The sequence below is a fragment of the Salinispira sp. genome (assembly GCF_059431795.1).
This window is the reverse complement of record NZ_JBXWXS010000002.1, coordinates 1-23,081: the sequence shown is the minus strand read 5'-3', so window position 1 is coordinate 23,081 and position 23,081 is coordinate 1. Positions and strand designations below refer to the sequence as shown.

Annotated in this window: 22 protein-coding genes and 1 riboswitch; of the genes, 8 read left to right on the top strand and 14 right to left on the bottom strand. The window is 53.7% G+C overall.

Annotated features, from left to right (window positions below):
• Positions 1-170 precede the first annotated feature (170 nt).
• The 3 genes from AC52PS_RS00615 to AC52PS_RS00605 form a co-directional block, all read right to left on the bottom strand.
• Positions 171-965, bottom strand: a complete 795-nt coding sequence (locus AC52PS_RS00615; RefSeq protein ID WP_495561088.1) for an ABC transporter permease — start codon at positions 963-965, stop codon at positions 171-173.
• A complete protein-coding gene (locus tag AC52PS_RS00610) occupies positions 937-1,263 on the bottom strand; it encodes a thiamine-binding protein (RefSeq protein WP_495561087.1) in 327 nt (108 codons plus the stop codon). The genes AC52PS_RS00615 and AC52PS_RS00610 overlap by 29 nt, the downstream gene beginning before the upstream one ends.
• 100 nt (positions 1,264-1,363) lie before the next feature.
• Positions 1,364-1,469: riboswitch (TPP riboswitch) on the bottom strand.
• Between the two features lie 49 nt (positions 1,470-1,518).
• On the bottom strand, positions 1,519-4,002 hold the full coding sequence (locus AC52PS_RS00605; protein WP_495561086.1) for a glycoside hydrolase family 31 protein: 2,484 nt from the start codon (positions 4,000-4,002) through the stop codon (positions 1,519-1,521).
• A gap of 125 nt (positions 4,003-4,127) precedes the next feature.
• Between AC52PS_RS00605 and AC52PS_RS00600 the strand changes: the two genes are divergently transcribed.
• From AC52PS_RS00600 to AC52PS_RS00580, 5 genes are all read left to right on the top strand, one after another.
• Entirely contained in the window at positions 4,128-4,994 is an 867-nt protein-coding gene (locus tag AC52PS_RS00600) for an NAD-dependent protein deacetylase (protein ID WP_495561085.1), read from the top strand.
• Positions 4,995-5,052: 58 nt separating this feature from the next.
• Positions 5,053-5,655 (top strand): hypothetical protein, encoded by a 603-nt coding sequence (locus tag AC52PS_RS00595; protein WP_495561084.1) that lies wholly within the window; start codon positions 5,053-5,055, stop codon positions 5,653-5,655.
• Between the two features lie 93 nt (positions 5,656-5,748).
• Positions 5,749-6,024, top strand: a complete 276-nt coding sequence (locus AC52PS_RS00590) for a peptidylprolyl isomerase (protein ID WP_495561083.1) — start codon at positions 5,749-5,751, stop codon at positions 6,022-6,024.
• Positions 6,025-6,097: 73 nt separating this feature from the next.
• Positions 6,098-6,325 (top strand): hypothetical protein, encoded by a 228-nt coding sequence (locus AC52PS_RS00585; RefSeq protein WP_495561082.1) that lies wholly within the window; start codon positions 6,098-6,100, stop codon positions 6,323-6,325.
• Positions 6,326-6,493: 168 nt separating this feature from the next.
• The gene (locus AC52PS_RS00580) at positions 6,494-6,826 is read left to right on the top strand and encodes an ArsR/SmtB family transcription factor (RefSeq protein WP_495561081.1); all 333 of its coding nucleotides are present in this window, start codon (positions 6,494-6,496) and stop codon (positions 6,824-6,826) included.
• A gap of 233 nt (positions 6,827-7,059) precedes the next feature.
• Here the strand turns inward: AC52PS_RS00580 and AC52PS_RS00575 are convergent, their stop codons facing one another.
• From AC52PS_RS00575 to AC52PS_RS00565, 3 genes are all read right to left on the bottom strand, one after another.
• Positions 7,060-8,997 carry an ATP-binding protein gene (locus AC52PS_RS00575; RefSeq protein ID WP_495561080.1) on the bottom strand — a complete coding sequence of 646 codons (1,938 nt, stop codon included), beginning with the start codon at positions 8,995-8,997 and terminating at the stop codon, positions 7,060-7,062.
• A 62-nt stretch (positions 8,998-9,059) separates the two neighbouring features.
• Positions 9,060-9,641: a hypothetical protein gene (locus AC52PS_RS00570; protein ID WP_495561079.1), complete on the bottom strand. Its 582-nt coding sequence runs from the start codon at positions 9,639-9,641 to the stop codon at positions 9,060-9,062.
• A 20-nt stretch (positions 9,642-9,661) separates the two neighbouring features.
• Complete coding sequence (locus tag AC52PS_RS00565) at positions 9,662-11,149, bottom strand: B12-binding domain-containing radical SAM protein (RefSeq protein WP_495561078.1); 1,488 nt, start codon at positions 11,147-11,149, stop codon at positions 9,662-9,664.
• A 43-nt stretch (positions 11,150-11,192) separates the two neighbouring features.
• On the opposite strand from AC52PS_RS00565, the gene ettA reads away from it, so the two are divergent.
• On the top strand, positions 11,193-12,875 hold the full coding sequence (gene ettA / locus AC52PS_RS00560) for an energy-dependent translational throttle protein EttA (RefSeq protein ID WP_495561077.1): 1,683 nt from the start codon (positions 11,193-11,195) through the stop codon (positions 12,873-12,875).
• Positions 12,876-13,142: 267 nt separating this feature from the next.
• On the opposite strand, the gene AC52PS_RS00555 is transcribed toward ettA, so the two are convergent.
• The 7 genes from AC52PS_RS00555 to AC52PS_RS00525 form a co-directional block, all read right to left on the bottom strand.
• Positions 13,143-14,549 carry an L-2-amino-thiazoline-4-carboxylic acid hydrolase gene (locus tag AC52PS_RS00555; RefSeq protein WP_495561076.1) on the bottom strand — a complete coding sequence of 469 codons (1,407 nt, stop codon included), beginning with the start codon at positions 14,547-14,549 and terminating at the stop codon, positions 13,143-13,145.
• Between the two features lie 190 nt (positions 14,550-14,739).
• Entirely contained in the window at positions 14,740-15,420 is a 681-nt protein-coding gene (locus tag AC52PS_RS00550; protein WP_495561075.1) for a hypothetical protein, read from the bottom strand.
• A 145-nt stretch (positions 15,421-15,565) separates the two neighbouring features.
• Entirely contained in the window at positions 15,566-17,479 is a 1,914-nt protein-coding gene (locus AC52PS_RS00545; RefSeq protein WP_495561074.1) for a FliG C-terminal domain-containing protein, read from the bottom strand.
• Positions 17,454-17,720, bottom strand: coding sequence for a FliM/FliN family flagellar motor switch protein (locus tag AC52PS_RS00540; protein WP_495561073.1), 267 nt, complete (start codon positions 17,718-17,720; stop codon positions 17,454-17,456). Before AC52PS_RS00540 ends, AC52PS_RS00545 begins: the two co-directional genes overlap by 26 nt.
• A 2-nt stretch (positions 17,721-17,722) precedes the next feature.
• Positions 17,723-17,977, bottom strand: a complete 255-nt coding sequence (locus AC52PS_RS00535; protein ID WP_495561072.1) for a hypothetical protein — start codon at positions 17,975-17,977, stop codon at positions 17,723-17,725.
• Between the two features lie 159 nt (positions 17,978-18,136).
• Positions 18,137-18,892, bottom strand: a complete 756-nt coding sequence (locus tag AC52PS_RS00530) for a helix-turn-helix domain-containing protein (protein ID WP_495561071.1) — start codon at positions 18,890-18,892, stop codon at positions 18,137-18,139.
• A 115-nt stretch (positions 18,893-19,007) separates the two neighbouring features.
• The gene (locus AC52PS_RS00525) at positions 19,008-20,414 is read right to left on the bottom strand and encodes an MATE family efflux transporter (protein ID WP_495561070.1); all 1,407 of its coding nucleotides are present in this window, start codon (positions 20,412-20,414) and stop codon (positions 19,008-19,010) included.
• A gap of 208 nt (positions 20,415-20,622) precedes the next feature.
• On the opposite strand from AC52PS_RS00525, the gene AC52PS_RS00520 reads away from it, so the two are divergent.
• On the top strand, positions 20,623-21,039 hold the full coding sequence (locus tag AC52PS_RS00520; RefSeq protein WP_495561069.1) for a MarR family winged helix-turn-helix transcriptional regulator: 417 nt from the start codon (positions 20,623-20,625) through the stop codon (positions 21,037-21,039).
• Between the two features lie 84 nt (positions 21,040-21,123).
• Positions 21,124-22,026, top strand: a complete 903-nt coding sequence (locus tag AC52PS_RS00515) for a cation diffusion facilitator family transporter (protein ID WP_495561068.1) — start codon at positions 21,124-21,126, stop codon at positions 22,024-22,026.
• 167 nt (positions 22,027-22,193) lie between these two features.
• On the opposite strand, the gene AC52PS_RS00510 is transcribed toward AC52PS_RS00515, so the two are convergent.
• The gene (locus tag AC52PS_RS00510) at positions 22,194-23,054 is read right to left on the bottom strand and encodes a helix-turn-helix transcriptional regulator (protein WP_495561067.1); all 861 of its coding nucleotides are present in this window, start codon (positions 23,052-23,054) and stop codon (positions 22,194-22,196) included.
• Positions 23,055-23,081 lie beyond the last annotated feature (27 nt).

Genomic DNA, 23,081 nt, shown 5'->3' with positions numbered 1-23,081 from the left:
TCCTTATAATTTTTGCAGATCCATGCTGCATGCTTGCATTGGGTGTAGTGCTTTGTTTTCCAAAATTGCTCCCCATTTTTGGAAAACGGGGCGGCCAGTGAACCCACCAGTTGTGTTCTTGTATCTATATTTCATTTGTCTACATTTCATGTATTTCTGGCTCATATGTCTCACGCCGCAGGTTGGGCAGTTCCGTTTTCACGGCGGTAGGGCAGAAACAGATATTCCATCAGCTTTACCAGAAGAAAAAAGCCGGCGCTGAGAAGCATGATCATCAGAATTGCGGCAAACACCCTGCTGGCGGCAAACGATTTCTGGCTTCTGATCAGATACACTCCCAACCCCGAACTTCCCCCCAGCCATTCGCCGATCACCGCCCCCATAATGGAATAGGTTGCAGCTATCCGCATTCCTGCAAAGAACGCCGGCAGAGTACCGGGAAGCTTTACATGCCGATAGATCTGCAGCCTTCCTGCACCCATGCTCTTCATTAATTCAATGTAATCCCTGTCCAGGGCGGTAAAACTTTTCAAAAGGTTCACCAGAATAGGAAAGAAGCATACCAGTACCACCGCAAGAATTTTCGGCACGATCCCGAACCCGAACCACAGAATAAAAAGCGGGGCGACTGCAATAAGGGGAATGGTCTGGCTTGCAACCGCCATGGGGTAAAAGAGATGGTAGAAAAGGGTCAGACTATCCATGAGAAGGGCGAATACCAGGGCGGCTCCCACCGCAATGAGCAGTCCCAGCCCCGCAGCATGAAGGGTGCTCACCGAATGCTCCATGAGAGTGGGGAACACCTGGACAAATGAGCCCACGATGGCAACGGGGCTGGGAAGAACATAGGGGGGCAGCAGAGGCGAGAGCATCTGCCAGAGTGCAATCAGTATCAGCAGAATTCCGGCGGGCAGCAGAAAGCGCAGGAGCCGGGAATCAGGAATACTTGGCCATTTTTTCTTCATAGGCCACCCCCCGGGTCTTATAATCGATTTTCACGTAGGAAACGATCCTCTCGGCACCTTCTTTTACACAGATTTGCTGAGCTTCCTTTACCAGGTTCAAAAGGGCTGTAAGAGGGCCCTGGATGGTGGTCTCCATGGGGCCCACCCAGTTTTTAAATCCTGAGGCAGCAATGTGGGCGATCACCTTATCTATAACGGGATAGAGACGTTCATCATCAACCCTGGGCAGAACTTGAAGGCTGAGGTGAATATCCGGCTCCTGAGATCCGGCCGCGGCATGAGAAGTATTCGCTTGCATATTCCATTTCCTTCGGGGATGAAGGAAAAATCCGGCAGGCACAAAAAAACCCAACAGTCGTTGGGGGATTTGCGATTGAGCAGATACAGCGTTTCACCGCTGCATCAGACCGTTGCGGGCCCTACGCTGGCATTATCCAGATCAGGTCACGGGTCGAAGCGTTGCTTCCTCTCAGCCGGTACTATCCAGCTCCCCTTGCTATGTTAGAAACAGCCTACCGCTGTCTCTCAATGATGTCAAGCTTCGCACGGACAGCTATTGCAATTTGAAGGTGATATTCTTGGTCTTATACAGTTTCAACGATTCTCCGCTGAACCGCCTGGTGGTACTCTTCAGATCCAAACGTTTGCCGTGAAGCTTCCCGCTGGATGAATAGAGCTCCACTCCGTCGAAATGATCGTAGAGGAAAAACGAAATACGCACCGGCCCGAAGCCCTGAAGAATATGCTCCAGATACAGCTGAAGGGTGGTCTCTTTTTTTCCCTTCCCGGAGCCGCCGCGGGCCTGCTTTCTCACATGGGCTTTTACGCTGATCTGCGTCTGGTTGGCACGGGTATATCCCCTGGTAAGACCGTCATCGCTGACATAGGCGTATTCAAGGGTCGCCTTGGAGTTGGAGCGGATGATCACATGAAATTCCACGTTACTGATATCACTCTGATTGTTCTTAGGCTCCTTATGAAGCATGGGAATAATGCCGTTTTCCCGGAAATAGAGGGGGGTACCCTCCTCATCCAGAGAGCTTTGGATCCACCGCCCCCCTTTTTTCCAGCTGCCGTCTCCCGCATCCAGCCATCCACCCGGGGGTAGATATACGCTCCGTTTTTCCTGCCCCTCCCGGGTCGCAGGAGCCTGCATAATATTAGGGCCGACCATGAATGCATCGCCGATATTCCAGCTCTCCTCCATGCTTTCGGGAAAGTGGTACCACAAAGGGGCAAGAATGGGGCCTCCATGCTGCTGGTGGGTAACATGAAGATTATATAGATACGGAAGCAGACGGTATCTCAGCCGAATATATCGGGAAACAATGTTTCTCACCCTGGAGCCGAATTTCCATGGCTCCTGTTCGGCTGTCCCCTTGCAGGAATGGTTTCTTAAAAACGGCTGCAGAAAGGCCGCCTTATACCAGTCGATCATCAACCCGGCATCAGCATCTTCAATAAACCCCGGCACATCCGCCCCCCAGAAGGGAATTCCCGAAAGCCCCAGATTCATTCCGGTCTTGATTGTCTGGGCGAGATGATGATAGTTGCTTGCATTATCTCCCAGCCACACCGCAGCATAGCGGGAGCTTCCCGGACTGCCGCTGCGGCTGAGAATAAACGGCCGCATGTCCGGAGCCCTCCTGCTAAAGCCTTCCCGGCTGGCCTTCTGCATCCCAAGAGCATAGGAGTTATGGAAGTAGCCGTGGGGCAGACGTCCGTTTTGAAAACGCATATCATCGGGAGAAGCGTCTCCGGTGGCCGGATCATTCATATCCAGCCAGATACCCTGGATTCCCAGATCCGCAATTTCCGAGATCTGATCCGCCCACCAGTCCCGGGTTTCCTGCATGGAAAAATCAGGGAACACCGTTTCACCGGGCCACACATAACCCACATATTCCCCGCCGGCGGAGTTCTTGCAGAATAATTCCCGGGAACTGCCCTCCCGATAGAGAGCATAGTGGGGATCAAGCTTCACCCCGGGATCAATGATCGGCACCACCCGCTGCCCCCCGGACTGGAGCTGCTGAATCTCCTGCCGGGGATCGGGAAAAAGTTCCGGATTGAAGCTGAAAACCCGGTATCCGTCCATGTAATCAATATCCAGCCAGAGGCCATCGTTGGGTATGCCGTACTGCAGGAACTTCCCCCGGACATGATCCAGATCTTCCGGTCCGGCGTACCCCCAGCGGCTCTGATGATGCCCCAGACTCCAAAGCGGAGGTCGGGGGTGGGTGCCAAGTAGACGGTGAAATTGCCGGGTCACCTCATCAGGAGTGTCACCGGCAAAAAAGAACAATACCGGCGCCCCGTCCTCGGCTGCGATAAACAGCTGCCGTTCAGTGTCGCCGCTGTCCATAATTTCAATATGGGGATTGCTCCCCAGGGACATCCAGCTTCTGTAGAGAGTGTGGGAAAACACCCCCAGCCATCCGGCGTGGCTGTGAATCAGAATGTAAGGAATGGAAATGTACATGGGGTCCGGTTCGCCGCTGATCACCTGCTGCCAGGGGAAGTCCCCCAGCACATCGGTATTTCGGAACCCCACCCTTCTGCCGCTGAACTCGGGCCCGCCGTTTTTTTCCCCCAGACCGTAGAAGCGGAACTCGGGATTGGGGTTGAAATTCAGAATCCATGAACGGAGATTTTCTCCCCCCAGCCCCAGAGGACCGGCTTCCAGGAGCGAATGCCCCCGCCAAAGTAGGGAGAACCCTCCCCGACATGGCACGGGAGCATCCGAATCCCCGACATTCTCCGGGCTGTGCACAAGCTCAAGCTCGGGCTCAAGCTCGGGCTGCCCCGCCGCAGCATGGAGACCTCCTGAATCCGGAGTGGCATCCCCGGGTTGCAGCTCCAGAAACCCGGGAATTTCCCCGGGGGAAAAATTAATAACCGCCGGTTCAGCCGGCCAGCGGTCGTCGCTGAACTCCAGAGCGAGCAATGAACCGGATGCACGGTACCAGGTCTGTCTCAGGTTCAGATGATGGTCGTAGCGGTAATTCCGCGGTGAAGGGGTCTTTGAAAGATACATGGTAGCTGGAGCATACGGCAGGATGGTATGGGGGTCAACACGGTCTGTTCCACCGGAGAGAATTCCCTGTGTAAAATCCGTGAAGGTCTTTGCCCGAACTGGAGCGGAGGGCTATATTTCAGCCTATGGAAGATATCTATAGGGTATTAGCCGAAGGTCTTATTACCGTACTCAGCGGCGCAGGGATCAGCACCGATTCGGGGATTCCCGATTACCGGGGGGAAGACCGCACCCGGCGCAGGGGAAATGACGGTGATTCCGGCCCGGTCACATATGCGCAATTCATGGGCAGTGTGGAAAAACGGCGGCACTATTGGGCCCGCAGCGCCCTGGGCTGGCCGTGGATCCGGGACAGAGAACCCAACCGGGCACACCATATACTCGGCGGGCTGGAACAGGCAGAACACATCAACGGCATTATCACCCAAAATGTGGATGACCTGCATTTTAAAGCAGGAAGCCGTAATGTGGTTGAGCTTCATGGTAATCTGAAACGGATCAGGTGCATGGACTGCGGCCGAATTTCCAGCAGGGATGAGCTTCAAAGACGAATGCTTCGGGACAATCCCCGCTGGGAACGGCTCAGCAGTAATTACTCCCCCGACGGAGATGCTCAGCTTCCTCAGGAGGTGACCCGGGAGTTCCGTACTCCCGGCTGCCTCACATGCGGAGGTATTCTCAAGCCGGATGTGGTGTTCTTCGGAGAAAACGTGCCTTTTGACCGGGTTGAGCGCTGCTACGCCATGGTGGATGACTGCGACCTGCTTCTGGTTCTGGGCAGCTCCCTTGCGGTGCGCTCGGGTTTGCGCTTCGTGGAATATGCCGACAAAGCGGGAACGCCGGTGGTTATCGTGAACCGGGGGGCCACCCGGGGAGATCCCTTCGCCGACCTAAAGGCTCACAGCTCCATAACCCCATGGCTGGAGACCCATCTTCCCCCCGGGCATCGGGAAATGAGCCCCAATAGCAATGAAATTTCACCCTCCGACTGATATACTTATAAACACATTGCTGCCGGGGTCATACCGCCGGTATCTGCAGGAGGTACATATGAATTTTCGCCATGTGTTTTTTGCAGTTCTCATCTTTTTAATGGCCGTATCAATTCCCCTCTTTGCCCAGGACGCCCAAAACCCGGAAAAAATCACAGAAAACACCACAGAAGAAGAGCCTGAGCAGAAGAAGGCCATCACTCTCCGCAGCCAGACCGGCCTTGCCCTGTCCACCGGATCGGCTCTACTCAGCCCGGATATCGCCGTGCTCTACCGTCCCTCATTCTGGGGCATCGGTGCAGGGGTGAAAGGATATGCAGGACTCACCCTGGGGGATGCGTACATTGTGCCCTATGCCACCGCCGAACTGGGCTGGTTTTCCGCCGACCTGGGCTTCAGCCTGAGACTCAGGGAAAGCAACATCAACAGCGCATCCTACGACGGAGATGATCTGCCTCTCTACATATCCGCCGGACTTCACCCCTCATTCAAACTGGGACCGGGGAAATTCATGCTGGGGGCCAGCCTGGATCTCTCCATAACGGATGTCCCGGTTGTGGAAAGCGAAGATGCCCTGGAAAGCTTTTTTGCCACCCTGATTGTTGCCATTTTCAGCATCTTCAAATTTGAAGGGGATATTGGTTACCGCATCTCCCTTTAGCTCCGGCAGCTGCCCGCGTCCTGCCGCGATGCACCCGGCCGTATCCTGGTTCAGCCCTTGATTCACTCTCCCGGGACAGATATATTTCCAACCATGGAATACAGAGCAAGCCACATACTGGTAAAAGATAAATCACTGGCCGAACGACTGCTCAAACAGCTGAAAGGGGGCGCGCGATTTGAAGCCTTGGCGAAAGACTTCTCCACCTGCCCCTCAAAAAGCAAGGGCGGTGATCTTGGCTGGTTCGGCCCGGGGAAAATGGTGAAGGAATTCGAACAGGCATGCAGCAAATTGAGCCCCGGAAGACTGAGCGGCATTGTACGAACTCAATTTGGTTTTCATATTATCAAACTGACTGGCAGAAAATAAGCCGCCGGATCATCCGCCGAAGGCTCAGGCGGGCAAATCTGGTCAATTTCATTCAGCAGCTGACGCTCTCAGTATGAGAACAGCTCCTCCTTGCTGGAAAAATAATGGTAGAGTCCACAGCTTCCCTTACATTTCGGTTTTCGGCGAAGCTGAATTTACCCGGTCCGGCTTGGTTGCCGCAAAGGAACGCTTTTTCCTGGAACCGGCCGCAGCCCCGCTCTCCTCGCTCCTTGTCCGCACCACAGGCTTTTTCTCGGAAATGAAGGATCTTCTGGATATGGCAAAACGGGGACGGGTATAGCTATTCGGAAACGGGAACGCACCATCTGGAGAATTTCTTCCGGGAAATCCGTGATACCTCCCTTAGGCACCGGTAGGGAAAGCAGAGTCTCTGCCTTTCGGCGGACTCGATTCATAGTCAGGCAGGACAAATTGCGGTGTCAGCCGCTTCGTGATATTATATGCTTCTATGCGCATGTTAATTGACCAGCTCAAAGCTTTGGGTGAAGATAACCGCTTTCGAATTGCCATGATGCTTTTGAGCAGACCGCTGTGCGTATGCGAAATGCATCAGCTTCTGGACATCTCGGGAGCAACACTCTCCAACCATTTGAAAATTCTGAAATATTCGGGAATCGTGAAAAGCCGCCGGGAGGGGAAATGGATCGAATATGATCTGAAGGACAATTCGGTTCGGAACCTTCTTGTGAGTATCCGGGAACGGGTGGAGGATGACGAAATTATCGCCAATGATGCCCGGGATCTGAAGACCATTACCCGCGAGGTGTGCAGCACACGGTGAGAGATTTTTCTTTCCAATACTTAGAGCCTGCTAATTCAGTGGCAGAGTCTCAGGGATTTTTTTATAAAAAGCGTCCCGGATGCTCGTACCAGCAACCGGGACAAATTCACAGGAAGAACACGGAACAATCCGTGTCAGAGTCACCATCGCCAAACCCGGGATACTGGGTCTGGAGATGGGGAATCGATAAAATAATACCGATTCCTCAATACAAGGTCAAGCATAATCCGGATCTATTCCTGTTTTTCTGTGTGCTCTCCTGAACTATCCTGCAGGTTTTCCGGCAGGAGGATGGTGAAGCAAACTCCCTGAGCTTCACCATCCACAAAGATAATCGAGCCTTTCAGTAACTCCCGGATAATAGTATCGATAATCGACAATCCCAGACCTGTCCCCCCCCGGGATTTGGCGGTAGTGAAGAAGCGGGTGAATATATGCTGTTGATATTCCCGGGGTATTCCGCTTCCGTTGTCGCAATACAGAATTTCCACTTCCCCTGAGGCGATTTTTTTTGCCGATATGCTGATGATTCCCCCGTGTTTTTTCTGAAACCCGTGAAGAATTGAGTTTTGTATGAGATTACTGAATACCTGTATGAGCAGCCCGGGGTAGCTGCGCATCTTCAGTTCCCCGGGTATGTCCAGGCTGAGTTCCACATCCAGGGATTTTCGGCTGTAGCGGCCGTTTTCATAGGTGGTTTCAACGATCTCCCGGAGAGAGAACTCTTCAAGCTGCATGTTCAGCTGTGCGTTGGCGCTGGTTCTAATGCCCTGCACAACTCTCCGGACCTGACTGATGTTCCACACCAGGCTGCCGAGCATTTCGTTGCTGCGGCCGATAAATTCGTTGAATTGACTCTTTGTCAGATTCTGATTCTGGAATTCCCGGTCCAGACTGATGATTCCGTCCCGTAGAGAGGAAACCGCCAGATTGATATTGCCGATGGGTGTCTGAATTTCATGGGCAAAGCCTGCCAGCTGTTCCCCCATGGATGCTAGACGCTCTTGGGCAATATTTTCCTCAATGAGACGGCTCAGGCTTTCTGTGGTGAATCTCTGCAGGCCATAGAAGGTGCGGTACAGTTCTCCAATTTCATCCTGCCGGTAATACAGCTGGATGCGGGGCACCCTGTGACGGTGATCTTCCCGCACTTTCCGCATTTCACGGCTCAGCACTTGAAGGGGAGTGTTGATATAGCGGACGATAAAGATCGAGAAGATGATGGAAAAGAAAATCGCCATTCCGTTAATGGAGAGCACCGTGAACCATGTGAGACCGATTTCCGCATACACCTCCGTCTCCGTGGCGATCACCCCCAGAACCCATGAATTTTGCAGCCGGGAGTACCCGATAAGATGATTTTGTCCATCTGCCTCAAATTCCAGAAATTGCTCATTCTGCGGTTGCTGGGGGCTGAAAATCGTATTCCGTAATCTCCTCCATGATTCTTCACTCAATCTACCCGGCGCAAATCTCGATTCGGGATAGATGCTGATATTATCGGTCATGAGAAAGGCATGTCCGCTGGTGTGCAGCCGGTATTCCCGAATTTCATCCAAGATGTCGGCCGCAGCGATATCTATTCCCACTACACCGATAGGGTCTTCATTGCTGTTGGACTCAAATGTCCCGGGGTATACGGGAACGGTATAGGAAAACATATCGACCTGGATATCAATATCCCGGTACAGTTCGCTCCAATATGCTGTGCCGTCATTCAGGGGACGGTAATAATACTGCATCCCGGGGTCTGAGGGATCCATATGATCCGGATTTGGATACTCCGGCCCCCGCACCCATTGTCCCTCCTTCCGGTAATACCAAATTTGCCCCGGCGGATCCCCGAAGGCCGGTGCGGACATGAAATATACCCCGTGAATGCTGGAGTTGCTCCGTGCTGTGCTAAGAAGTGTGCGGGCGTGGGAGTTCCGGAAACTCTGCAGGTATGCTTCGGAATCGGCCTGGGCGGGGCTGAAGGAAGCGCCCACACTTCCGGCAAGAATTTCAGCGCCATCCTCCATGCTTTCCAGCAGAAGCATCATATCCATTCCGATATCTCGACTCAGACCCACCATGGTTTTTTCCATACTCTCCTTGAGAGAACGCTCCATTCTACCGGTGGAAACCATACTGCTGGCAAAGGATATGAGAAGGAGGGGGAATACGAGCATTAACAAAATATTTGACCCCAATGTTGTGACTTCAGTGCGTTCAGAGACCGGACGATTCCTTCTCATTGCTCCTCTCCGGGGGTACTTCCATATTGCCGAAGTTTCGGAAAGAGAGCCATAAGGACCAGCACCGCAATTCCCTTATCCACAATGTTTATCACCAGCCTGGTGAGAAACGCGGAGGAGAAGATGCTCTGTCCTGACTGTATGAGGGCATGTACGATGAAATCGAAGCGTTCCAGGGTGAAGCCGCCGAAAACAAACACCGCCACCACCGTGCCGGTAAGGGCATTCAGCAGGGCGAGGATCAAAATGAACAGGGTGACCCCGGAGACGGTTTTCAGTGCTTTATTTCTGACCATCACATGGGTGACCAGAGCGCTGACAATTTGCGCCGCCGCAAAAGGCCAGAGAATGCCGGGGAAGCCCTGGAGAAAATCCATAAACAGGTTTGTGGCGGTCCCGATTACCAGCCCCCAGCCCAGACCGAGGACTGCGGTGCCGAGAACGGTGAAAATGCTGTCCATAAAAATGGGCAGGCCGGCGAGTTGGGTGAGATAGTTCAGAAGAGCATTGAACAGGACTGAGAGTACCACGAAAACCGAGATCGAAAGCTTGCGGCGGGAAACACCCAGATAGTTCATATGTACAATTCTAATATATTTTACAGGTTTTGCCCACGTACCGACTCATCTCCCAAAAAAATCCCCAGCAGTTCGCCCATCTCTGAGGCGTCTATCCCCCAGGTCCGCCCCAGACTGTCGAAGAGGTAATCGGTCAATGCAAGGAGCGTTTCGAAGCTTCTGCCTCCAGCGGGGAAAAGCCGTGCTACCTCAGCCGGATAGCGGCCTCGGTTCACCACCAGCTCCCAATACTTCGCCGCCCGGGCAATCCGTTGCATATCATCCGATGAAATACTGGAAGAGGAACGAAGCGCATAGGGAGGATCCGGCGAGAAATCCAGTTCCCAGCCCTCAATATGCCGCCCGAGGGTGGTACCGGGAAGATATTTCAGAATCCCCAGCTGAAGTTCCGCGGAATTCCCTGCTCCCGGCTGAATGAGAATGTCCCAAAGGCGGTTGAAACCCGAACCGAAGCTCTCCATATCCTCCCCCGGCAGCCCTGCAATAAGATCGGCATGGATCACCGCATGGGTTTGGGTCACCAGGAAGTTAAGATTATCCACACTCCGTTCGTAGTCCTGACGGCGGTTTATCCTCGCGGCGGCCTCTCGGTTAAAGGTCTGAATTCCCACTTCCAGACGGAGCATCCCCGGAGGAAAACGGCGCAGCCGGTCCCTCAGCTCATCCGGCAGCCGGTCTGGGACCACCTCAAACTGGACGTAGGCGTCCTTCCGCCGCTCCCCGTTGAACAATTCCAGAAACAAATCCAAAACCGCCGACGCCCGGGAAATATCCAGGTTGAATGTCCGGTCAATAAACTTAAAAAAGCGTCCGCCGGCCTCCCAGTAGCGCCGGATTGCGGAAAATATTTCATCCAAAGGAATGTCGCGTACCGCCCCCTGAACACTGGAAAGACAAAACTCACAGCGAAAGGGGCATCCCCTGCTGGTTTCAATGTAAAGCCGGCGGTGAACAATATCGTGGGGGCTGAGTAAATGGTAGGGAAGCCGTATCTCCTCCAGCTGCCGGGGGCTCAACTGCTGAATCCGCCGGGTTTCGGGAATCAGCTCTTTTGCACGCCCTCTCAAGCTTGTTTGATCGGGCCTTCCAGCCTTATCAATTTCGGACAAAATCTTCCTGCACAGCTCGTGGAACAGAAGCTCCCCCTCACCCCTGAGCACAAGGTCGGCATGTTCAAACAGGGGGGGGGAGGCATAGCCCGGGCCGTCCCCGGCCAGATAGCTTGCCTCCGGACCGCCCATCACGATTACCGAATCCGGCATCAGCTTCCTGAGTTCGGCGGTAAGCTCCCGGGAATCCTGATGGTTCCACACCGCAACGGAAATGCCGATGATCGCCGGAGCATAGCTCACGATCTCCCGGATCATGGGTTCAAGGCCGCCCCGGCGGGTACCCTCCACAATATATGTGGAAGATTCCAGCTCGCCCATGTTCGCCAGAATGTATCTGAGACCGAAGTTGGGATGGCTGTACCCGGCATTCACGCTGGTAAGTACGATATTGGACATGGAACCTTCCTCCGGGAAGCGTTTTTCGTTATACTGCCGGGTAATGAGCAATGGTGAAGACAAAAAAGTAATTTATTCGATGCACAAGGTGAGCCGGCACCACGGAACCCGGCAGGTTATTAAAGATATCAGTCTATCATATTTTTACGGCGCCAAGATCGGAGTGATCGGTCTCAACGGATCGGGGAAGTCCACCCTTTTAAAGATCATGGCCGGGGTGGATACCGAGTACAACGGTGAAATTTCCATCAGCCCGGGCTTCACTGTGGGCTACCTGGAACAGGAACCTCAGCTGGAAGCTGGGAAAACCGTCAAGGAGATTGTGTCCGAAGGCGTTCAGGAAACTGTAGACCTTCTGGCCGAATATGACAAGATTAATGAATCCTTCGCCGATCCCGACGCGGACATGGAGAAGCTGCTGGAACGCCAAGGGGAGGTGCAGGAACGCCTAGATGAACTTGACGCCTGGAACCTGGACAGCCGGCTTGAACTGGCCATGGACGCTCTGCGCTGCCCGCCTCAGGATCAGACAGTTGACACCCTTTCTGGGGGAGAACGCCGGCGGGTGGCTCTCTGCCGTCTGCTGTTGAAGCAGCCCGACATTCTGCTCCTGGATGAGCCCACCAACCACCTGGATGCAGAATCCATCGCCTGGCTGGAGCGGCATCTGCAACAGTACCCGGGCACCATTATCGCGGTAACCCACGACAGGTACTTCCTGGACAACGTGGCGGGCTGGATTCTCGAGCTGGACCGTGGCGAGGGTATCCCCTGGAAGGGCAATTACTCAAGCTGGCTGGAACAGAAGCGTCAGCGGCTGGCCCAGGAAGAGAAAAGCGAAAGTCAGCGGCAAAAGACTCTTCAGCGGGAACTTGAGTGGATCAACATGACTCCCAAGGGACGGCATGCCAAGGCCAAGAGCAGGATCAGCAGCTATGAACAGCTTCTCAGTCAGGGAGGCCGGGAACAGCAGAAAGACATAAAGCTCTTTTTTCCTCCCGGTCCCAGACTGGGTGACATCGTAATCGAAGCCAAAAGCGTGAAAAAATCATATGGAGATAGGCTTCTCTACGACGATTTGAACTTTGAGCTTCCCCCCGGCGGGGTTATCGGGGTAATCGGACCCAACGGTGCGGGGAAAACTACCCTTTTCAGAATGATCACCGGGGACGAACAGCCCGACTCCGGAGATATCCGGGTGGGTGAAACGGTAAAAATGGGCTTCGTGGATCAGATGCGCAGCGAACTGGACGGAAGCAAGACCGTCTGGGAGCAGATCAGCGGAGGCAACGATATGCTCAAGCTGGGCGAACGGCAGATCAACAGCCGGGCGTACGTGAGCTGGTTCAATTTCAACGGCTCGGACCAGCAGAAGAAAATCGGCGATCTGTCCGGAGGTGAGAGAAACCGGGTGAACCTGGCCATGATGGTAAAAAGCGCCTCAAACCTGATCCTGCTGGATGAGCCCACCAACGATCTGGATGTGAACACCATGCGGGCGCTGGAAGAAGCACTGGATAGTTTCGCCGGTTCGGCGGTGGTGATCAGCCATGACCGCTGGTTCCTGGACAGGATCTGCACCCATATTCTCGCTTTCGAAGGGGAAAGCCAGGTGGTATGGTTCGACGGAAACTACAGCGAATATGAGGAAGACAAGCGGAAACGGCTGGGAGCCGAGGCCGACCGTCCCCACCGGATTGTGTACCGCAGTCTCACCCGGGACTGACCCGAAACTGACCGCCGGGTAAGCGACCGGAGCAGACGTTCAAACAAAAACGCCCCCTTCCTGCAGCGCCACCGGCGCCAGGACGGAGGGCGTTTTTTTATCCGCCGGGGAGTACAGGAGTATACACGGCAGCGCCGGGCGGATTGTTCCGGGGGCGCGTTTTGCTGAGGGGGCGCGTATCCCGGGGCATACTCATTCCCCACCCCCGGCTGTGGTCAGCTGCATGGGCGAATACTCGGGTACAGATATCAGGCACACCTGTTCTGCTTAATCCACAACGGTAAAATCGAAATCACAAATATCGTAGCCTTCGGCGATGGTTTTCGGCCGGTCCATGGAAATCATGGGCTGGCGCTCAGTAAAGTATGCGCCGTCGGCGGCACAGAAGGCGGTGGCCAGCTCGGGATGCCCCAGTTGCTGCACCAGCTCCACGAAGCGGCAGCGGGTTACAAGGTACCTCAGCCGGGGATAGCGCACCGTATCCAGCCGGTAGTCGGTGTTGGGGAAGCGGTCAACCAGTGAGATTACATCCTCCTCAAGCCGGCGTTCGCTCTTTTTGAAAAAATCCCGGCCCATTACCGGTATGCTGTCGCTGAGAAAGCGCATGGCGGAGACGTAGATAATCTCCCGACTGATCTCCAGGGCGCGGGCGGCGGGAAGCCGCTTGAGAAGTTCCCGGTACATGAGCACCGCATCGGATATAAGTCCCCTGGATTGGCGGTCTTTCCAGCCTTTCGGCGGGGGAACATTCTTCCACAGCCGTCCCAGAAATTTTCGCAGATACATTGAAGAGAGTACCGGCAGCCACAAAAGAACACCCTGCCCGCTCCGGCGCATCTGTTGGACCGCCGCAATCCTGATTCGGATCCATCGGGCTGCAGGTCCCAGACGTCTTCGGTCGCCGTGACGGTCCATATCAATAATTCCCATGAGCACGGAGAAGAATGCAATGGTGACTATTAAGGACGATGCCAGCGTCATTGCGTCCACCATCAGATCCCAGGGCCTGGCCACCGATGCCTGACGGATGCCGCCGAGAAGCAGCCGGAACTGAAACGCCGACCCGTACACAACCCCCTGGACCAGAACAGCCAGGGCGACCCTCTTAAAGCCCAGGAAAATCATTCCCATAAATGGTATGGCCACCGATAGTATCTGGTAGGTCTGCACAAGTCTGGGACGCTGAAAAATTCTTTTTGCCAGCACTGATCCGTCAAACATGCCGTAATTAATGCTTGCCAGCACCATTCCGGCAAAAAACAGAAGATTTACATACAGAAGGAAATTAATGTCCGGCCGTCGGAGAGCCTGATCGGGCCCGGATGGCAGCGACTGCCCCGGGGCTGCCGAATGATTCCGGACCCTTGCGAGAAGGCGGAAGAGAAAAAGACTGTTCAAATAGCTGAGCATCACGAACCAGCCCGAATCCAGCCAGGCCAGTTCAAAAAGAGCCAGAGCCCGCGCCCACCCCTCTCCCTGGAGTACACGGATACCCCGGTTAACCATGAAAAACTCCACCAGAGTATTTACCGCACCTACCGAGTGAAAGAGAACCAGGGCTCTCCAGCGCTTGGAGCGGATTAAAAGAACATGAAGCAGCACCATCACCACCAGAGTGGCAAAGAGGGCATCATAACTGATGAGGCGGTTCATTTCCATGCTCTGTATAGCCATAGACTGCATACGAATATCATATCATGAACTGCAAGAGACATACAGCATTCATCCGGAATCCCTCAGGCATTCGCAAGGCTGGGAGCACCCAGGGGCAAAGGGGCACGTCGAGGGTATCGGAGCACTCCGGGGACATCGGGGCACGTCGGGGCACCGGAGTGCCTCCCATGTAAGTATCCGGATGACAGTTTCAGGAACGCTTCTTGAACAAATCCCTCCGCAATCGCCTGGACATCTCGTATGCGCTGTTTCTTGCCAGACGGTCGAAGCCCTCGCTTAATTGTTCATCGCTGAGGGTATCTAACGTGCGGATTGTGATTGCCGTTGATATGACATCATTCAAGCCGAAGAAGGAGGGACTGGCGGCATAATCTTCGCTGATTCTCCGTCTCCACACCAGATTCCCGCTGGCAAAATGATGGATCCTGGCCTCCAGGGTGAGATGAAAGTATATTCCTCCGCCGGAGCTGTGGATTCCGTATTCTCTCACCTCCACTTCCAGCAGATATTCGCCTCTTGCTCCCTCCATCGCCTCCCTGGCTCCAAGGAGCGTCATGCTAGGGGGGACAAATTCATCCCGTAATGCCGCCTCAACCAGTCGGGAGTCCAGGGTTTCATACAGCCTCTGCTCATATTCGGCTTCCTTCAAACCGGTTACGATATTCGCCCCGATTTCCACCGCCTGCAGAATACCGTCATTGGAAGAACCTGGAATGCTGGTTCGGGAAAGATGTACTTCGGGTGCATGGGGAACGCTAACCCGTTGATTCATCTCCGCATCGGTAAAACTGAACTCGTCAAGATTATTCACCGTTACACAGGAGCTGAGCAGAAGAGCAGCGACAGTGAGCCCGCCTACTATTTTTTTCATAAGTGCCTCCAGAAACATGCCCTTCGGCCTCCCCAGGGGCATGGGAGGGCCGTGGCTTACCATATACAACACCTGCCCTCGCCCGGGGTGTTCCTGAATGCCACTGGTTTTTTGGGGCGGTCAAGTATGCCGGTCCGTGAACTGCTTAATCGATCATTTCACCCTGCCGTCCCACCAGCACTTCACCGGCCTCTTCAAGCTCCTTCAATACCTGAATAATCCGCATACGGGCCCCATCCACGTCCTGTACCCGCACCGCTCCAAGCCCGTCGGATGTTTCCTTGAGGGAAGTAAATTCCGCCTCCCCCATCACATTCCTGAGATGAGCGGCCAACTCTTCGGGTATGCGCTTCACCGCCAGGGCGAGATCCCCGGGGTCTGCCTGGGAAAGAAGTTTTCCCAACGCAGCGGGATCAAGTATTACCAGATCTTCAAACACAAACATTCGCCGTTTAATTTCCTCCGCCAGATCTGGATCACTGCTCTCAAGGTCGGTTATCAGCTCCATTTCAACCGTTCGGGGGGAGTAATTGAGAATTTCCACCGTTTTCTCAATACCGTTGCAGTTCATGTCCACAGGATTCCGGTAATCCTCCAGCTTACTCCCGATATAGCCGTTTAGGGCTGCATGGAAAAAATCAGGCTGGGATCGGCAGGTGCTCAGCCTGCGCACAATCTGTTCCCTCAAACCCGGTTCGCAGCGGGCCAGATAATCCGCGCCAAGGGCATGCCCCAGATGCATGAGCAGGGCGGCTTGAATGCTCTCCCGCTCCAAGCTCATTAGCTGATGAAGAAAGGCTCCCTTATTCACCGTAAGCGTCTGGATTATCCCCCGGGATTCTTCAAAATAATCCTCCCGGTCCATCATGGATCCATTCTGCAGGCCCCGGCTGGATTGAACCCAGTGTTTCATAGCCGCCCTGTCGCCGGGTTTTTGCAGGGAGGTATCCTCATTTTCACCGCTTTGTTTTCCACTTCCCCGGACAACGCCAGCTTCAGTCATTTCCTGAAGCTGAGGAATACGGTGTTCCAAGCCTTCCCGGATTTCCCGTCGTATCATGGCCAGAAGTTGTCGGTCCTGTTCACTACCGGCGTCGTCTGGGAAGACCGGAGCAATTTCAAGCCGCTCCCCGAGCAGCGAGGCTACAGAGCAGATTTCCACATCCCGCCCATTGGCCTGGATGCGGCATTGCTCCTTCGCTTCAATTGGAATTTCAAGGCTGTCGCCGGGTTTCAGCCGTTCCAGTTCACTCAGGGTGACAGGCTCCAGAAGCAGCTCCACCCCCGCCTGCACGGGGAGGCGGCTTATCCGGTCTCGCCCCAGACTGCTGCCCCCGGGCCGTATCCGGGTATACCAGTAGCTGAAGCTCAGCTGTTCCAGTCTGGGTTCCAGAGTGATATACGGATAGACACAGCGAATTTTCCAATTGCCAAGAGAGGTACTGATTTCCAATTCCGCATACACCACCATTTCATTGGGAGGAATAATCCGGGCAAACTGGGCGTCAGTTTCCATCTCTTCAAGACGGATATGATTCTCATCAAAAAACCACCAGGCAGAACCCAGATCCACGGCCAGGGAATCGTAGAGAGGTGAAAGAATGTGAGACTCCAGTTCCGTAAGGGAACGGCCGTTCTCAGCGGTATCGGGGCGTTCCATACCGTCGTTTTCAGATTTTGGATATGCCGCCCCGGCAAAACTCTCGAGAAGCACATTGTTACCCTGCGGATCACATTGAAGCAGGAAGGTTCCGGAAGATTCATGAAAGCGGTACACGGCGAAAAGGGAGAGGGGATTAACCAGGTCCATGAATTCCTGAAAATTCACCTGATCCACCAGGGATACAGATATTTCCGGTTTTACTTCCAGAATAGAATTCAGCCGATCGGTGATCTTCCGGGAAAGAGTTTCATGTACCAGAGAAATGGTACGAATCTGGAACACGCTGAATTTGTCCGGCCGTTTAAAATCATAGGGCTTGATCCTCAGCGCTTCCCCCGCCGCCCCCTTGTGGCCCAATATCTTATCAGGATCATAATAATCGGGGTATTCCGGCATAGCTGCCTCCTTCGTCACTGATCTTGGTAATTCGAAGACCGAAGTTTTCATCGATAATCACAACTTCGCCCTCTGCGACCTTTTCACCTGCGGCATACAACTCCACAGGTTCTCCGGCAATGGAGGTTAATTCCACAATAGATCCTTCCCCCATCCGGTGCAGATCCTCAATTCTGATTCTGTTTTCTCCCAGCACCACGGTGACCGGAACAGTCACATCCTTCACTCCGTCCAGTTTCATATTCACTCCTCTTTCATCCGCCGTATAACAAAGCGCATTCCATGCTCATCGGCTTCCACTTCACCCACGGCTATCACGCTGTCGTTCAGCATCAGCCGACATTCCCGGGAATCCCATTTCAACTCTCTGTTTCCCGGTCCGGGAAACAGATGCTCCAGCTCTCCCGCCCGTGCGGTAAACTCGGCAATACGGATCCGGGGCTGCAGTCGTATGTTGGATACGGGAGACCTTCCCTGCTTTTTTTCTGTTTTTCCCATTCTGCCTCCTTCAATACTTACTCTTCTATTGTGTCCCGACAGGAGGCAGAAGGCTTACACGATTTTGAATTCCATGGATTGGAGAGTGCCGACGGGTTGGAAAGTGACGCAGTGTTTTGAACGCTTGATTCGCGGACATCCACGTTGTGGAATAATGTGTCAGCTGGACCGCCGGAATTCTCCGGGAGTCTGCCCCATGACTTTTTTAAAATATCGATTGAAAAAGGAAATATTGTTGTATCCCAGGGAGATGCTGATTTCCAGGATACTTGATTCCCCTTGTTTGAGCATTTTGCATGCCTTTTTTACCCGTACCAGGTTAATATACTCAAAGAGCGAATACCCGCTGCGGGCTTTGAATTCCCTGCTGAAACTGCTGGTATTCATGGCACACCTGCGGCAGAAAAACTCAAGAGTGAATTGACTGTCATATTTCAATTGAATGAAATTCATGGCATCTTCCATGCTCCAGGGCGATTTATCTTCCAAGCGGACATACAATCTGGAGTGAAAGAGACAGATCAGGTGAACGGCAATGCTGCGAAGCAAATGTTCGCCGGAAGCTGATTCCGCCCATACCTCTCCGGCACTGTGTTCTATGCACCGGGAGACATAATCACAGTCTCCAGATCCGGTTTCCACCTGCTGGGTTCCCCTGGTATAATATATTCCCGCCTCCGCCAGTTCATCCATGGTTTCCCGCCATATCGGTCCTGGTAGGGAAAGAAAGCGGTTTTCACCCATTAGTTCAATTTTTTCTTTTCTGGACGGCGGGATAAGCAGCAGGCATGGAGCATGAGATACCCTGCTGCTCTCATTGTGCAAAAGGGTTGCTGCGCCTGTGCGCAGTACACCCAGATGACCTTGCAGATACGGGAGAAATTGAACATGTTCCCTGCACTGAATTAATCTCACTTCATACAGTATATCCGCATGGGAGGTAATGGGCTGACACTATTTTCCAAAGATGAAGAATCTTCTCCCCGATATGGCAATCCAGGGACCTGTTTGAGTCTCTACGGCTGGAAAATCATGGGATGGCAGCGGAGAGATCCCTCTCCGCCTTCCTGAGAGCCCGGGAACTTTTGCGGATCAGTATCAACCCGATAAAAAAGCTGAAGAGAAAACCCGCAGGCTGAGCCAAAAACACTCCATGGATTCCCAACAGCTTCGGCAGAAGGATCACCAGGGGAATCAGAAAGCCGCCCTGCTGACCGGCCGCCAGGATCATCGCCGACCTGCCGTCACCCAGAGCCTGGAATATCCCCCCGAACATGAGAAGCAGCCCGGTAGGAACCATCACCACCGCCATATAGCGCATAGCCATACTTCCCATTCTGATTACATCCGGGTCCTGGGGCGCAAAGAAGCGCATGATCCCAGGAGCAAAAATCATGGCGATGATTCCCGCTACCAAGCCCACCAGCGCAGCGGTAATGTACACCACACGGATTCCTTCCCTCACCCTGGGAATATTTCCCGAACCGTAGTTATACCCCACAAGGGGCTGAAGCCCCTGGGCCAGTCCGATGAGGGCCATAAGCAGCAGCATGAAAATCCGCATGGTTACACTGATGGCCGCGATTGCAGCATCTCCGAACGCCGACGCAGCATTATTCAGAATTCCAAAGGAGATACTGCCCAAAAGCTGCCGTACCAGGGTTGGAGCGCCCAAAGCCATAATCGCCCGGTAGGTGGGTAAATTGATTCGCACACTTCCGGGACGGAGGGGATTCATCGCTCCCCTGCCCCGCAAATAGAAACTGAGAAGAAAAACCGTGGAGACAGACTGGGCGATAATGGTGGCCACTGCGGCTCCCGTAATACCCATGTCCAGAACAAAAATGAAGATAGGATCCAGAATGATATTCAGAACTGCGCCGAGGATCTGTCCCATGCTGCTGTACAGGGAGGCTCCCTCGGAGCGCAAAAGATTGTTCAGAGTCATATTCAGAATTTGAAACACCGAACCGCCCAGTATGATCCGCCCGTAGAGGCTACCCTGGGCAATAATGGAATCGGTTGCTCCGAAGGCCCGGAGGATGGGTTCAATAAAGATCGCCCCGGTAATGGAAAGGAGCAGCCCCACTCCAAGGGATGAGTAAAAAGCGGTTGCTCCGGACTGCTCGGCTTCATCATATTTATTTTCACCCATTCGCCGACTGATTACGCTGGCGGCACCCATGCCGAAGGTGAGCCCCACCGCGCCGATAAGCTGGAACAGGGGAAAAACCACTCCGGTGGCGGCAATTGCCGTGGTATCTCTGAGAAAACTGACAAAAATGGTATCCACCACATTGTACACCGCCAAAACCAGCATTCCGGCAATTGCGGGGGCCGCGAGACTGAACAGGGTTTTGGGCACCGGGCCGTTGGCCAGTAGGTCGATACGTTTTGCAGCGGCTGCACTTTGTCCGTTGGGTCGCTTATCACTCATTCGGGTTCCTTTTCTACTTGGCCGGCGATCATCGTTCGGGTTTACACGGATGCCCGGCTATATTTTTACATCTCTGTATAATATGAAGCAATTCCTTCTTTGAGGCAATTTCAAAAGCACAGAATTTATATTTCCCGGATACTTACCTTGACTATCAAAGTATTCATTGATATTACTTTGAGTATCAAACCATTTTTCGGAGGCTGCTGTGGATCAACTGCAGGATTATTCCCGGATTCTCACTGAATTTTTTGAACGCATGAGCTCCTGGGAGCAGGGGCTGGTTGAGGGAAGCGGAATTTCCCTGGCCCAGATGCATACCCTTGAGGTGCTGGGCAACCACAGGCAGCTGCGTATGAAGGAACTGGCGGAGAAGCTTGGAGTCACCACCGGGACCCTCACGGTGATGGTGCAGCGTCTCCTGCACAAGGATCTGATCCGGCGCATCCAGGATGAACAGGACAGGAGATCCAGCTTTATTACACTGAGTCCCCTGGGAGAGGAACTGTATCAACGGCATCACAGCCTCCATGACGATCTTATCGGCGAACTGATGAACCGTCTGGGTGAACAGGAGAGCGAACGGTTCTTCCGGACCATGGAAGCGGTCATGGATGTACTGTAAAGCGGACCGGGTCGGAGCGGGTCCGAGTGGGTCCGAGCGAGGCGCAGCCCGTACCGGGACCACAGAAATATTTAAGGAGAACAGATGAATCGGCGGCTTTGTTATCAGGAGCATCGGCAGGCATCAAGAGCATCGAACATGAGGCGTACGGCAATAGTGGTGGGAATAACCCTCACAGCAATGTTCGGCGAGATAATCTTCGGATTGCTCACCGGTTCGATGTCTCTACTGGTGGACGGAATTCACATGGGAACCCACGGACTCGCTCTCGGGGTGACCCTTATTGCATATTACATCAGCGGGAAACACAGTAGAAATAGAAAATTCACATTCAGCTCAGGCAAGGTGGAAGTTCTCGGGGGCTTCAGCAATGCGGCGTTTTTGGCTATCACCGCCATCATCATGACCGTTGAATCGGTGGAGCGGCTCATCTCGCCGGAAGAGGTGGATTTTACCCTGGCCCTGGGGGTTGCACTCATTGGTCTGCTCATCAACATTGCCAGTGCGCTCATTCTCTCTCCTCCATGGAAAGGGGATTCCCATGGGGAAAAGGATCAAAATCTCAGAGCTGCGTATCTTCATGTGATCACCGACGCCCTCACCTCGGTGTTGGCCATCCTGGCACTGCTCAGCGGGAGAATCTTTTCGGTGACCTGGCCGGATGCGGCGGTGGCAATTCTTGCGGCCATGGTGATTCTCAAATGGGCGTACGACCTGCTTATCTCAAGCGGCAAAATCCTGGTTGACTTTTATGACGGAGAACAGGAACTGAATGAAGTGCGGACCATCCTGAAATCCAAAAACCGGAAGCTGCAGGATTTCCACATCTGGAAAACATCCCCAGCGGGACGGGCCATGGTTCTCAGCGTAATACCCTCCCCCCAGGAGCAGAAAAATTCCAGCCCCCAGCTTACAGCACAGATTCGGGGTGATATTATGAAAGAGTTCGACCTGCAGCATCTTACCGTGGAGATTGCAGGGGACTGAGGAAGAAAGCCTGGGAGGGAGAATCTCGGAGAAAGAGATAGAGGGGAATGAAACAGAGGGGAAAGAGACAGAGGGCAGGCTGGAGCCGGCGGTCATCCGGTCAGAACAAGCCGCCGGTTTTCTACTCAAACGGAGCCAGCGCTCAGAAGAAGCCGGGGGTCTTCCGGCTAGGATGCGCCGTTGGTTTCCCGGTACTCCCGGGGGCTGATCCCTTCGAATCGTTTAAACACCGTTCCGAAGTAACTGTCGCTTTCAAACCCCAGGCCGGCGGCAATGTCATGAATTCGGCTGTGGGGCTCTTTAAGAAGACGTTCCTTTGCTTTGTCGATCCTGCGCTGATTAATGTATTCCACCGGGCGCTGGGTGGTCACCGATTTGAAGAGTTCGCAAAAGTACTGGGGGGTCACATCGATACTCTTGGCCATGTCTTCCAGCCCCAGCGGGCGGTGAAGTTCCTGCTCTATGAGATCCAGGGCCGGCTGGAGGCGGTGTATGCTTCCGATATGGGAATCTTCCCCGTCCCGTTCAAGATATTTCAAAAAATCAAGAAGTAGGCCGTACACAATGGCCGATCCGTCAATGCCCCGCATAAGGGCATTGCTTCCAAGGGTCTGCAGGGCCCGGCGAATAAGGGTCTCCACCGCATTGGGGTGACTAAGCTGGTACACACCGGTTTCGGTCATTCCCAGATAGTGGAGCATGCTTTCCACACTGTTTCCGCTGAAGGTGATCCAGTGCACATACCAGGAATCTTCAACTCCATAATAGCTGTGGGGTTTTCCGGGATACAGCAGCATGCCCTGACCGGGATCGACTGGATAGGTTGTTCCCCGTGATACCAGTGCTCCCCTTCCCCGGATAGTCTGAATCCATTGAAACACCGGAAAGCCGAAGGGGCGCTCAATGGGGTATTGGTAAAAATCACAACCGGCACCGATTAATTGAAACGGAAGTTCATTTTCAATTTCTGTAGGTTTGGACAGAATGAAGTCTCCATCCCTTCGGCCCAGATCATGCTGATTTTTCACTGGTCACTCCTGGAGCCTAAAATTGTA